The 12,816-nt window shown below is 51.5% G+C and carries 14 protein-coding genes; 2 read left to right on the top strand and 12 right to left on the bottom strand.

Annotated features, from left to right (window positions below; all coding sequences use genetic code 11):
- The first annotated feature begins 351 nt into the window (after nt 1-351).
- Together aspA and EIZ37_RS01530 are read left to right on the top strand one after the other, a co-directional pair.
- The gene (gene aspA, locus EIZ37_RS01535; protein ID WP_134682777.1) at nt 352-1,779 is read left to right on the top strand and encodes an aspartate ammonia-lyase; all 1,428 of its coding nucleotides are present in this window, start codon (nt 352-354) and stop codon (nt 1,777-1,779) included.
- Between the two features lie 110 nt (nt 1,780-1,889).
- Nucleotides 1,890-2,747, top strand: coding sequence for an MBL fold metallo-hydrolase (locus EIZ37_RS01530; protein ID WP_134682896.1), 858 nt, complete (start codon nt 1,890-1,892; stop codon nt 2,745-2,747).
- Between the two features lie 204 nt (nt 2,748-2,951).
- On the opposite strand, the gene EIZ37_RS01525 is transcribed toward EIZ37_RS01530, so the two are convergent.
- The 12 genes from EIZ37_RS01525 to EIZ37_RS01475 all read right to left on the bottom strand — a co-directional run bounded on the left by EIZ37_RS01525 (nt 2,952) and on the right by EIZ37_RS01475 (nt 12,735).
- A complete protein-coding gene (locus tag EIZ37_RS01525; RefSeq protein WP_134682776.1) occupies nt 2,952-3,440 on the bottom strand; it encodes a hypothetical protein in 489 nt (162 codons plus the stop codon).
- A gap of 127 nt (nt 3,441-3,567) precedes the next feature.
- On the bottom strand, nt 3,568-3,993 hold the full coding sequence (locus EIZ37_RS01520) for a hypothetical protein (RefSeq protein ID WP_134682775.1): 426 nt from the start codon (nt 3,991-3,993) through the stop codon (nt 3,568-3,570).
- A 171-nt stretch (nt 3,994-4,164) separates the two neighbouring features.
- Complete coding sequence (locus EIZ37_RS01515) at nt 4,165-5,274, bottom strand: peptidylprolyl isomerase (RefSeq protein ID WP_134682774.1); 1,110 nt, start codon at nt 5,272-5,274, stop codon at nt 4,165-4,167.
- 147 nt (nt 5,275-5,421) lie between these two features.
- A complete protein-coding gene (gene mobB / locus EIZ37_RS01510) occupies nt 5,422-5,934 on the bottom strand; it encodes a molybdopterin-guanine dinucleotide biosynthesis protein B (protein ID WP_235827858.1) in 513 nt (170 codons plus the stop codon).
- A 14-nt stretch (nt 5,935-5,948) separates the two neighbouring features.
- Nucleotides 5,949-7,193: a molybdopterin molybdotransferase MoeA gene (locus tag EIZ37_RS01505; RefSeq protein ID WP_134682773.1), complete on the bottom strand. Its 1,245-nt coding sequence runs from the start codon at nt 7,191-7,193 to the stop codon at nt 5,949-5,951.
- Nucleotides 7,162-7,818 carry a molybdenum cofactor guanylyltransferase gene (mobA, locus tag EIZ37_RS01500; RefSeq protein ID WP_167568600.1) on the bottom strand — a complete coding sequence of 219 codons (657 nt, stop codon included), beginning with the start codon at nt 7,816-7,818 and terminating at the stop codon, nt 7,162-7,164. The genes EIZ37_RS01505 and mobA overlap by 32 nt, the downstream gene beginning before the upstream one ends.
- Before the next feature lie 38 nt (nt 7,819-7,856).
- Nucleotides 7,857-8,171, bottom strand: a complete 315-nt coding sequence (locus EIZ37_RS25830; protein WP_167568598.1) for a hypothetical protein — start codon at nt 8,169-8,171, stop codon at nt 7,857-7,859.
- A 43-nt stretch (nt 8,172-8,214) separates the two neighbouring features.
- Nucleotides 8,215-8,406, bottom strand: a complete 192-nt coding sequence (locus EIZ37_RS01495) for a hypothetical protein (RefSeq protein ID WP_134682771.1) — start codon at nt 8,404-8,406, stop codon at nt 8,215-8,217.
- Nucleotides 8,396-8,920 (bottom strand): Rieske (2Fe-2S) protein, encoded by a 525-nt coding sequence (locus EIZ37_RS01490; RefSeq protein WP_134682770.1) that lies wholly within the window; start codon nt 8,918-8,920, stop codon nt 8,396-8,398. Before EIZ37_RS01490 ends, EIZ37_RS01495 begins: the two co-directional genes overlap by 11 nt.
- Nucleotides 8,921-8,971: 51 nt before the next feature.
- Nucleotides 8,972-9,541 carry a 4Fe-4S dicluster domain-containing protein gene (locus tag EIZ37_RS01485; protein ID WP_134682769.1) on the bottom strand — a complete coding sequence of 190 codons (570 nt, stop codon included), beginning with the start codon at nt 9,539-9,541 and terminating at the stop codon, nt 8,972-8,974.
- A complete protein-coding gene (locus EIZ37_RS01480) occupies nt 9,534-11,708 on the bottom strand; it encodes a molybdopterin oxidoreductase family protein (RefSeq protein ID WP_134682768.1) in 2,175 nt (724 codons plus the stop codon). Before EIZ37_RS01480 ends, EIZ37_RS01485 begins: the two co-directional genes overlap by 8 nt.
- Entirely contained in the window at nt 11,695-12,735 is a 1,041-nt protein-coding gene (locus EIZ37_RS01475; protein ID WP_134682767.1) for a hypothetical protein, read from the bottom strand. Before EIZ37_RS01475 ends, EIZ37_RS01480 begins: the two co-directional genes overlap by 14 nt.
- Nucleotides 12,736-12,816 lie beyond the last annotated feature (81 nt).

Raw genomic sequence — 12,816 nt, 5'->3', positions numbered from 1 at the left:
TACTTGCCGTAAAACTTTCGACCTTGTTTCTTTTCATATGTATAAAACAAACTTTTTATCTAGTCAAAACAGGATAGATGGTCGATAATCATAAGAAGTCGAGGTTCGTCCCAACCACATGGTGTTGAGGACACCACGCGGACTGCCACGACAGTATTTGGCGGGATGTTTCCGGACGTTAACGGATACGTTTTCATTCCGAACTGCGGTACCATTATGACAACGGTCAACTTCGGCCGCACTGGAACATCCAAAAGTCAGCAAATACATGTTCAACCACAGATTTATGATTCCACGGTGAAGTCAACCATCAGTACACTCAATCAATTCTTGTGATAGGAGATGCAGACTATGGAGGAGCTTGTCAATAAGCGAATCGAAAAGGATTTTTTAGGGGAAAAGGAAGTTCCAAAAGATGCGTATTATGGCGTACAAACGTTGCGAGCGATTGAAAATTTCCCAATCACTGGCTATCGCATACACGAATCACTGATTACAGCCATGGCAATCGTGAAAAAGGCTGCGGCGTTAGCCAACATGGAAACCGGGCAATTAAACAGCCGCATCGGGCAAGCGATCGTAGCGGCAGCAGACGAGATCATCAACGGGCGCTGGCATGAGCAATTTATCGTAGATCCCATCCAAGGAGGCGCTGGTACTTCCATCAACATGAACGCCAACGAAGTCATCGCCAACCGCGCTTTGGAAATCCTCGGTTTTGAGAAAGGCGATTATTTTCAGGTAAGCCCGAACAGTCACGTAAACATGTCTCAATCGACAAACGACGCCTTCCCTACAGCGATCCACCTGTCCACTCTTATGATGTTAGAAAAATTGCTCACGACGATGGAAGCATTGCGTGAATCTTTTGCCAGCAAGGCGAAGGAGTTTGACCATGTCATCAAAATGGGCAGAACACATCTTCAGGATGCAGTGCCGATCCGTCTTGGTCAGGAATTTCATGCCTATCTGAAAGTACTGACCCGCGATATCGTTCGCATCAAACAATCGCGCCAGCATTTGTATGAGGTGAACATGGGGGCGACAGCTGTGGGAACCGGCTTGAACGCCGACCCTCGCTATATCGAGAGCGTGGTGAAGCATCTCGCTGAAATCAGCCGTTTTCCAATGGTTGGCGCAGAAGATTTGATTGACGCCACACAAAATACGGATGCATACACAGAGGTCTCCGCTGCTCTGAAGGTCTGTATGATCAATATGTCCAAAATCGCCAACGACTTGCGCTTGATGGCTTCCGGGCCGCGTGCCGGACTGGGGGAAATCTCCTTGCCTGCAAGGCAGCCAGGCTCGTCTATCATGCCAGGCAAAGTAAACCCGGTAATGGCGGAAGTAGTCAACCAGGTCGCCTTCCAAGTCATTGGCAATGACCATACAATCTGCCTTGCCTCTGAAGCAGGCCAGTTGGAATTGAATGTCATGGAGCCAGTCTTGGTCTTCAATCTCCTTCAGTCGATCAGCATGATGAACAATGCCTTCCGCGTTTTCAAGGAATACTGTCTGGATGGGATCAGCGCGAATGAAGAGGTGATGAAGGCGTACGTGGAAAAGAGCGCGGGCATTATCACTGCCGTTAACCCTCATATTGGATACGAGGTGGCTGCACGCATTGCCAGAGAAGCGATTCTCACCGGCAAATCTGTGCGCGAGCTTTGCCTGCAGCATAATGTACTGACTGAGGAAGAACTGGATTTGATTCTCGATCCATATGAGATGACACATCCAGGCATTGCTGGAGCTTCGCTTCTTTTCAATCAATGATGGCTGGAAAAAAGCCAGCGCCATCCATAATTTGTAATAGTTGCGGAGGAAGTAAGGAACGCTAACCTTGTGGCAGCACATCCATTCACAAGGAGCGTCTATCCATGAACATCGAAAACGAGATGTCTTACGGGAATGATTACAACTATATCCCTGCAACCTCCATCGCAAGCGGACTAGGCTTGGAGGTGCAGCCGGATGTATATTGCCATACCATTCAGATCGTCAACATTTGCCTGGTCGGAGACTCCAAATCCACAGATTTTGTTTTAGTGGACGCCGGCATGCCGGAATCCGCTGACGAAATTATCTCCGTCACCGAGAACCGGTTTGGTGCAGGCAGCCGCCCTCGAGCGATCCTATTAACCCACGGTCATTTCGACCATGTTGGCGCCATCATCGAGCTGGTCAACCATTGGAAGATTCCCGTGTATGCCCACGAGCTGGAGCTTCCCTTTTTGACGGGAAAAATGAGCTATCCGGAGCCGGATCCAAGTGTCGAAGGAGGAATGATCGCCAAGCTGTCGATGCTGTTTCCGAATGAACCGATTGATTTGGGACCGCACGTGCAGCCTCTCCCCAATGACGGGACGGTTCCCCACATGCCGGGATTTCGCTGGATTCATACGCCTGGTCATACGCCGGGGCATGTATCTTTCTTTCGCGATGCGGACCGCACTCTCCTGGCTGGCGATGCGTTTGTGACCGTCAAGCAAGAGTCGCTCTACAAGGTGCTGGCCCAAGAGCCGGAAATCAGCGGGCCGCCCCGCTATTTTACACCGGATTGGGACTCTGCCTGGGCATCTGTACGCAAGCTGGAGGAGCTGCAGCCTGCCGTGGCTGTCACTGGTCATGGTCTCCCGATGGCAGGCACATTGCTCGCGGACAACTTGCGAAAGCTGGTCAATGAGTTTGATCGTATTGCCATTCCCGACTTCGGGAAGTATGTGCCCGACAGAAAACAGTAGCATAGACTCTCAGCGGCAAATAACGAAAAAAGACCGGAACCCCTAATGGTACAAGGAGTTCCGGTCTACTATATATCACTTAGATATTTGAAAATTAGTGGTAGACTCTACGTTAGAATGAAGCAATCCTTGGTTCTAAACTGAATTATACAGTATTAGACTGACTGATTTGCCCAACCCAACACCAATAAATAAGGTGCACTCTTATGCTTGTGTTTGATTAATCTTATACAAGCTGATGGCAAGTTCTAAGGACCGGTTTATCTCAGATACAACCTGCAGGGCAGGAGACAGTGAGTCTTCAATGCCATCCACGAAGAGATCAAGGTGGAACTTCAACGTATGACCCAGCTGTCTGCCATACGGCGTCACAGGCGGCAGCGCAAACGGCCGCAACTGTATCTTGTGGCCGCCTCTTGCACAATCGCGGACGAACCAGCCGAGAAACTCAAGTGCATGCCAACCTTCCTGTGACGGCTGCAGCACAAGCTCAAATTGAATCAGAACCTCATTGTCCAGCCCTCCCCCGGTTCGCAGCAGAGCGGCATGTGGCAGATGGGCATACTCGGTTACGGAAAGCAGCTCCGCATCCACAGATGACAAATCATCCACACCGCTAATGACAGAATCGACACCGGCTAGGTTGCACAAGGTTTGGTGAAATTGTTCAATTTCAGGGGGATACCCGCTCATTGTTTTTCCTCTTTTCTTTTGGTGTATGTTCTTCATCTGTGATTAATCCGCCAAACAGAACAGGTTCCGATGATCCCGGTAGCCTGTGGTCATGATGCTCTCGTACCCGTTAACTCAATCTCTTATCTTAAACAATTGTTGCGCAGTATCCCGTTTTTTTACCTTTTTCAACTGCATCAATATATCCTTTAAAGTAATATAGTATCTCATCTTCTTTTCCATTTTTGATTCTGCCTCTAACTTTATCGAATGCTAAAATTGAAACTGAAAATTCTGGCTCACCCGTAACTAAAATTGGTTGTGCTCTATCTTGTACCCAAAAGTACTCTCCGCCATAATTTCTTCTTGCTACTTCGAAAATATAGCATCCAACCATAGATGCGACAGAATCCAATTTTTCTTCATCATCAAATACGAAATCACCAATCTCTTCAAGAATATCGTCTACGTTACGCAAGCTTTCCACAGTAAAATCAAAATTCCCTTTATCAGAAAAGTTAACTGTGAAACTTTCTGCTGTTGATATAATGTCTTGTTCTAATCTACTTTGCATAAATGGAAACCCCCAAATATTAAATCCATACAAAAAAACTTCTTTGTGGACATTATACCATCTCTTGCCAATAACTGCCTGTTAGCTTAACCCAGCTGCAAGTCTACAACTTTATTATCTCTGGACAAAAGGAGCCTGCTCCCTTCATGGGGAAAGACTCCTTTTTGACATTTACTCGTATTTGACAAATTCAATCTTCAAGATTTTGATTGCATTCTGCAGCGGCTTGGCATTCTCGTCTGTTTTCTGGGCCGCAATTTTGTCTACGGCCTCCATTCCCTCGAATACCTGCCCGAACACCGTATGCCGATTGTCCAGATACGCACGTCCGCCGATTTCCTTATATTTGGCTTCCGCATTCAACGGAAGTGCCGACAAATCGAGATACTCTTGATCCACTTTGGGACTCTGCACGATATAAAATTGGTTCCCGTTCGTGTTGGGTCCGGCATTCCCCATCGCCAGTGCTCCTCGGAAATTGAAGAGATCCCGATTGAATTCGTCCTCAAAAAATCCGCCGTAGATGCTGAAGTCTTCCTCTCCGGAACCATCCAAGGCGCCTCCTTGAATCATGAAGTCGTTGATCACGCGATGAAAGGCAACGTTGTTGTAGTGCCCTTGCAAGGCAAGCTCCTTGAAATTTTTGACTGTCTTGGGGGCTTTGTCTGGAAAGAGACGCATTTTGATGACACCTGCCTCGGTAGTCATCACACAGATCTCTTCCCCTTTGCTTGGCTTTTCCAGCTGGAACAGCTCGACATCGGAAACATCGATGCCGGAGTCATCCCAGACCACCCCCCACAACTTCCAGTCGGTTGTGTCCTTGCCCAGCTTGGCCAAGCCTATGTAGTCGGTCTTTTCGATCACTTTGTTCTCATGAGTATAGCCCAGATATTTGACCTTCACAATCGCGCGGAATTTGGAGTACGCATCGTATCCGCTTGCTGTATACAGCTTTTCGATCTTCGTCTCGACCATTTTCATGTCCTTGAATTGGCCCCATCCGGTCAGGTATGCTTTCATTTCTTCTTTGTCTGTGGAATCCGGCGCCAGCAGCTTGTCTATTTCTGAGGCGTTCGTGCGCTTGGTGATCAATCCGGCGAAGAAGGCTTCGATTTCCGCTCGATCACCGCTGTGAGGGCGGAATTGGTTGACTTGCGTTTCCTTAGCGTAATCATGTACTTCTGCAGCAGCGGCGCTAACCGCAGGTAATGCGTGGAATACAGCCAGTTGTGGAACGGCGAGACTGAACGCAGCAGTCAGGCAAATCAGCTTTTTCATGTGATTCCCCCTCTTCAGGTGCTCCTGCCAAGGCAAGATACAATTTTTTCCACTACCATTTCAGTATATCGCATTCAAGTGAGGAAAAGAGCGGTTTGTCGAAAGATTCTGACATACAAAAAAACCTTGAAGAGCCATAGCAGCCATTCAAGGTTTCTTCATTTGCTGGATGAGAAAATCAGCAATCTCTGCAGCATCATCGATCGAAAAGCGCGTGTATCGGTCTTCGATCCGTCCCGCTGCTTCCCATGTCACGATCGCGATCACATCCGATACTTGTCTGAGCAGTTCACGGTCCTCGGGGCGGCGCAGAAAAACAAGCTTGGGGAAGTGCTCCCGCTTAAATCCTTCTACCAGCACCAACTGGGTCCCCGCTCCCGCCATCCGTTTCACCAGCTGATCCAACGGTACGGACTGCTGCTCGATCCAGGCTGTTTTTGCAGCTGACTGAATGGCCACGATGTCCGCGCCCGCTTCCCGATACTTCCACGTATCCTTGCCTTCATGGTCCATCTCAAAATCATGTCCGTCATGCTTGATCACGCCGATGCGCAGGCCTGTTGCGCGCAAGAGCGGGATCACACTTGCCAGCATCGTCGTTTTTCCGGAATTGGAGTAGCCGACAAATTGGATGACTGTCATGTGCCCTAACTCGTCCATACTGCTTCCTCCGCTCATGAAACCCATCCTGTGGGAATTACTGTAACTGTCTCATTCGCTTGCAAGCCTCTTCCTCCTGCCGGGATCACGATCAGGCATTCCGTATCCTTCAGACTCGATAAAGGCGCTGATTTGTCCAGTGCGTCCGGATAGGCATATAGCGTACTTCCCACGGCTGACAGCTTCCCGCGCAAATACCGCGGATAGGGACAGGGCTTCAAATAATCGCTGGCCAGGATCGCCTGCATCTGACGCGGTTCAACATGCGGCTTTCCGGTCAGCTTGTACAGCAATGGTCGGATAAACAGTTCAAACCCGATGTAGCAAGCTCCCGGATTGCCGGAAAGGCCGCAAAGCAGCTTGCCTTGATAGGCAGCAGCAGTCGTCGGACTGCCGGGGCGCATGGCAACACGATTGAACAATAGCTCTACATCATCGCGATCCACAAAAGCGGCTACCATATCCATGTCGCCTACGGAGACGCCGCCTGTCGTGATCAGGACATCGACTTGCGCCATCGCCGTCTCTATCTCCTGCACGGTAAGCCCGTATTCATCCGGGAGTCTGGGAAAACGCACGGGGATTCCGCCCGCCTCACGAATCAACGCGGACAGCATCGGTGTATTGCTGTCGCGGATTTTTCCGGGGACAAGCGGCTGATCGGCTCCGACCAGCTCATTTCCGGTAGAGAGAATGCCGATCCGCGGCTTGCGGATGACCGGCACCTGGACATAGCCAAATGTCGCAAGGACGGCTACGGTCCCAGGATTGATCCTTTCGCCCTTTTTCAGGACGATCTGCTGCTCTGCTACCTCTTCTGCTTGTTTGATGATGTTTTCACCGGGCTTTCCCGCCTTTTTCAAAGCGACCGTCTCAGCCACTTCTCCTGGATTGACGGTCTGCTCAAACATGATCACACAGTCTGCGCCAGCCGGTATCATCCCGCCTGTCATGATCCGTGCGGCTTCACCCGGTCCCAGCTGCTTGCGGGGAACGTCGCCTGCCAGCACTGTCTCGACGACCCGCAGAGTGACCGTCGCTTCCGGAGAAGCACCTGCGGTATCTGCGGAGCGTACCGCATAGCCATCCATGGCAGAACGATCAAAAGGAGGCAGCGCACAGGTAGCATGCAAATCGGTGGCTACAATTCGACCGACCGCGTCCTCCCAATCGATGCTCTCCTGCGGCATGACCATGGCACGCGCAAGCAGTCTTTCTCTCGCTTCCTCAACGCTGATCGTCTCTCTGCGAAAGCGCATGTTTTCTCCTCCATTCCCGCAATGCTGTCTCATATTCTTGTGGTGTATTCATGTTAAAGGTAGCCGTCCCCTCTGCCAGCCATTCCTCCTGCAGCGGAAGAACCTTCAACCGCTCAAGCGCTGTCATGACGCGATAGGATTTTGTTGCCAACGCTTGTTCAAAGACTTCCCGGGACCGTCGATGGTAGAGGGCAAACAAAGGATGAAGGCGGTCCTGCGTATAAGCCACGACAGCATCCCAGTCCTGCAGATCGGGGACATGACGAATCATCTCGCACACATGACTGGTCTCCAAAAAAGGGAGGTCACAGGAGAAGATCAACAGTGCTTCTTCTACTCTCGTCTGCATGGCCGTCACGATGCCTGTGATCGGGCCGCAGGAGCTTTCACGGTCAGCGACGATTTGCACATCGTATGCCGCCAACAGCTCGTCGGGCAGTTCCTCTTGCTGATTGCAAACGATCAAACAGGGAAGTCCCGCACCGCGAATCGCATCCACCTGATGCATGATTAACGGGCGGTCTCCCCATTCCAGCAGCTCCTTGCGCGTTCCCATGCGGCTGCTTTTGCCCCCTGCAAGAATCACTGCCACGATGTCCTTGTCCGGTTGTTTCTGTTCTGTCACGAGCATCACCTGGTGCTTCTGAATGATAACGGTTCCATTTATGCTTGGAACGCCAGTGTATACAGCAATTTGCCTTTGCGATCCTCCGTAGTCAGGAGGATCTCCTCCGGCTTTTCTTCGATCGTCATGTGTCCGGCTGTGATCGGAATCGCGAGAAATTGGCAATGGTTGAAGAACAGGCGGATGTGCTCCCCTTCTTCGCACAGCTCCCATTTGGCCAGATGCCGCTCTACCATGGGCGCCTGCTGCGGCTCCGCATCCTCGGCCTGATCCTGAATCCATATGCGCATCTTATAGTCTACCAGTTTCTCCAGCAGTTTGGTAAGGTCTTCTTTCTGAATGTTGGCACTCATGTTTGTTTCCTCCTTTTTTATCGCCGGAAAAAAGCGTGCCAGTTCATTGACCGGCCCGCTTTTCCTTTCGATAGATAAACCAAGCCAGCGGAAATGTCAGCAGGTTTGCGGCAGCAAGCACGATCGTCAGCTCATAGCGCTGCGCGAAAAACAGATTGACGGTATATTGGGTGAACAGCAGATTCAAAAACAGGACCAGGCAAAGCAGCAGCACCCCCCGATAGCTACGCTTCATACGGCTTCACTCCGATCGCATAAATCGCATCGTTTTCGACCTTCAGCTCAATTTCCGGTAGAGCGCGGCGCGGCGGTCCTGCCAGCGGATTGCCGGTCATTACGTCGAATTTGCCATGGTGACACGGGCATAGAAGCTCACTGTCCTCCTTGCTCCAATACACGGGGCACTTCAGGTGCGTACAAGCATTTTGATAAGCCTTGTATTCGCCCTCCTTCACACAGACAAGGAGCGCTCCTTCATGCTCGCTTGGATAGGCAAACTCCATCGCATCCCCCGGCTTCAGCGCAGATACGGCTGCAATCTTTTTCGTGGGAAAGGCGTCGTTCTCGCCGGTAATCAGTTTTTTCGCAGCGACTGCCCCCCATGGCAGAGTGGACACGGCAAACAGTCCGGCTGCCCCTACCATGGTCTTCATAAAGCCGCGTCTGTCCAAGCTTCTTTCATTTGATTTATGGATATTGTGGGTATAGTTATCGTCTCGGGCGGAAATCTTCGTTTGCTTCTCTTCCATACTGGTTGGCCTCCTTTGATTTCTAGTCCGCACAGTGCGTGCCGCCTCCCTTTAAAACAGCTTTTGTTTCCCCTGCAAAATGCCTGGGAGGCTGATTTTTACATTCGTTTCACTCTCCAGCGGTTCGATCATTTGGCTGGCCATCCATTTGCCATTGGCCAATTTGTGCTGCGCCTGTTTCTCAGCCAGTTCTTTTTCGTCGATCCATTGCAGCGTATTGGTCGGGCAGACCGACGCGCACATCGGCGGAATGCCATCCTTCGACCGGTCATAGCACAAATCGCATTTATACATGAGGTTTTGCTCCTCATCGAATTTCGGAATGCCGTATGGGCAAGCGATGGTGCAGTTTTGGCAGCCGATGCATTTTTCTACCAGAGCCGAGAGCACCGCTCCGTTGTCCGCGATCTGGATCGCCTGGGCCGGACAGCTGCGGGCGCAAGCGGGATTGACACAGTGCAGGCACATCAGCGGAATCGTTTGACGGGTTTCAAATGGATCCACGTCGAGCACATAGTTGCGATTGCGGTTATCGTGACCTCCGCATTGGGTGCAAGCAGCAAGACAGCTGCGGCAGCCGATGCAATTTTCCATTTCGATGTATAAGACCTGTTTAGCCATGCAGCTGTTCCTCCTTCGGCAGTTTCACGATCTTGGCCGCGCATGCCTTGAATTCCGGCATCCGGCTGTATGGGTCCAGGGCCGGATTCGTCAGCAGATTGATCGATTCATCCTTGCCCCAGTGATAGGCAACAAAGACGGTGTCCGGTCTGATCGCAGCGATCACCTTCACGCGGTACTTGGCTTCGCCGCGTCTCGTCTGCAAGAGCACTAGCTCGCCATGCTCCAGTCCGTACTTTTTCGCGGTCTCTGGATGCACCTCGAGGAGCGGATCCGGGTACATGGCTTTCAAGAACGGAATCCGTCTCGTCTGGTTCCCGGACAGGTAGTGATAGACGACACGGCCTGTGGTCAGGCGCAGCGGGTATTCGTCATCCGGCTCTTCCGCCGGGGGACGATACGGCAAGGCACAGATCTTCGCTTTGCCATCCGGATGCTTGAATTTTTTGTCCAGGAAAAGGTGGGGGGTGCCTTGGTCCCCATCATCGGTGCATGGCCAAAACACGCCATTCTGCTGGTCGATTTTTTCATAGGTGATGCCGCTGTAGTCAGCTGTCGCTCCCTTGGAGAGGCGGCGCAGCTCGTCAAAAATATCGCGTGGATTTTTCAGGTGCTCGAAGTATTGTCCACGCCCCATGCGTTTGGCGATCTCGATCTGAATCCACCAGTCCGGCTTGGACTCGGCATACCATTCCTGTGCCTGGCGGTGACGGATCACGCGTCCCTCGAGGTTGGTCGTCGTCCCGTCATCCTCCGCCCAAGTCGTCACCGGCAGGATCACGTCTGCATACTCAGCCGATTCAGACATGTAGAAATCGGCGCACACCATGAAGTCCAGACTTTTCATTGCAGCACGCACATGATTTTGATTCGGTGCGCTCACCGCCGGATTGGAGCACAGCAGATACATGCTGCGAATCGTTTTATCCAGCATCAGCTGAAACATTTCATACGCCGAGACGCCTTTTTGCGGCATCTCTTCTTCTGGGATTCCCCACAGGCATGCGACTTCGCGTACATGCTCCGGATTGTCCATTTTGCGGTAGCCTGGCAATTGGTCGGCTTTTTGTCCGTGCTCGCGTCCGCCTTGCCCGTTTCCTTGGCCTGTAAGCGTCGCTACGCCGGATTTCGGACGGCCGATCTTTCCGGTGACCAGCGCCATATTGGTATAGCCGGACACGTTATCCGTTCCTTTGGATTGCTGCTCGATCCCGCGGCAAAACAGCACGATGGCTTCCGGCGCTTTCCCATAGATCTCGGCAGCACGCACGATTTTTTCGACGGCAATGCCGGTAATTTCACTCACATATTCAGGTGTAAAGGAAGCAACCAGTTCCTTTGTTTCCTCAAAGCCATTCGTATGGTTGCGGATAAATTCTTCATCGATATGGCCGTTTTTGATTAGCAAATGAACTATCCCGTTGGCCAATGCCAGGTCGGTGCCGGGACGCAGATCCAGATGGATGTCGGCACGGCGAGCCAGCGGCGTCTCGCGTGGATCGGCGACAATCAGGTAGCCGCCGCGTTTTTGCACCTCCCAGATGCGGAACATGCTGGTCGGATGGCACTCCGCCGCATTGGACCCGGCGATGAACAGGCAATCCGTCTGATGGATATCCGTCCACGGAACAGTCGAACCGCGGTCGATGCCGAGGCTGCGGTTCAAGCCTGCAGCGGCAGATGACATGCAGAAACGGCCATTGTAATCGACATATCGGGTCTGCAGTCCGACACGGGCAAATTTTCCGGTCAGATAGCATTTTTCATTGGTCATGGACACGCCGGAATAAACCGACAGCGTATCCTTGCCATATCTGGCTTGCAGCTCTTTAAATTTATTGGTAACCAAGGTGAGCGCCTCTTCCCAGGAAACTTCCGCAAACCCGTCCGGCGTTCCTTTCAGAGATGGATCGCGGCGCACCAACGGGCGTTTGATCCGGTCAGGATGGTTCACTTGTTGGTAAGCGGTTACGCCTTTCGGACACATTTTCCCGAGGTTCACCGGAAAATCGTAGCGCGGCTCCACCCCGATAATGGTGTTGGAATGCGTATCGACACGAAGGTTCATCCCGCACTGCATCCCGCAATAGGAACAATGGGTGCTGACCAGTTTTTCACCTGGGTGCACTTTATTGGCGATTTGCTTGAAAAATTTATCCGTTGGCATGTTGGTTTGCCTCCTTTGCTGGACTTAGATGTGTCGGTTTGCCTGTAAACCGGAAGATCCGATATTTGCGGCGGCATGGCAGACATAGCTCGGCCAGGTGGAAGCCTTCCTCCATTTTGAAACGGATCTCATTGGTTTGCAGGACATCGATGACGTCGTGCGACTGCTCAGCCGAGACAAAACCTGTGCCGCAGACTTTGCATTTCTTCATTTCCCGCTCCGCATAATGCTCGCGATAGTTGCGGGCAAATACGCTCATTGGACGAAATGGGATGTGTGCCAGCTTTCCAAATGGCAGATACAGCAGGGTGACGATGACCGAGAACTGATGGACGACGCTGATAACCGGGTGACCGAAGCCATGCAGGAAGATGTTGCTTGCCGTCAGCATCAAACCGGTGATGCTGATGAACAATAACAGGTATAGCGGCATAAGGTCGTAAAGGAAGGTCTGCTCCGCAAGCGCCTGAAAATCTTTCATCCGGCGATAGAGCGCCATGCACACACCCGCGATGACCATGAACGCCGTGATGTTCAACGCATTGAAAAACAGATACGCGAGAAAGCCATCCGCCCGAATCGTCATGAGATCAATCCCCATGAATACGACTGTGTATATGCCGTTGTCGCCCATCGTGAAATACATCCAGCCGAAGACAAGCGGAAAGGTTACGAATGCGGAGAGGATACAGCCCCACCCGAGCAATATGTGCTGTGTCCAGCGGTACCAGCCGCGATTCCAAATAAAGCGATATGTCACCAGATGCTCCGCAGATGTTTTCGGTGTGCTTTTGCGGAAGAGCAGCTTCAAGCCTTTTTTCAAAATGATGTTGGTTGGCGGGCGATCGGCCCACGCGATGAAACGGTACAAAAATCCACCCACAAACACAATGGAGCCGACCATATAGCCGTACAAGGCCAAGTCGATATGCGTGAAGAAACGGGATCCTAAAAAGGAAGCGATAAATAACACCAATACGATCGTAAAAGCCCGTCGTGCGAATTTGGAAGCAAATGCATGTTCCATCTCAGGTAACCTCCTCGATTACATAGCGCGCTTATTGATGATGTCATTCTACCAATTCCTCCGACCTGGCTTTGTGATATT

Origin of the sequence: Brevibacillus migulae, assembly GCF_004521915.1 — a bacterium.
Classification (GTDB): Bacteria; Bacillota; Bacilli; order Brevibacillales; family Brevibacillaceae; genus Brevibacillus_F; species Brevibacillus_F migulae.
The sequence above is the reverse complement of the archived record's forward strand: the minus strand, read 5'-3'. Positions and strand labels throughout refer to the sequence as shown.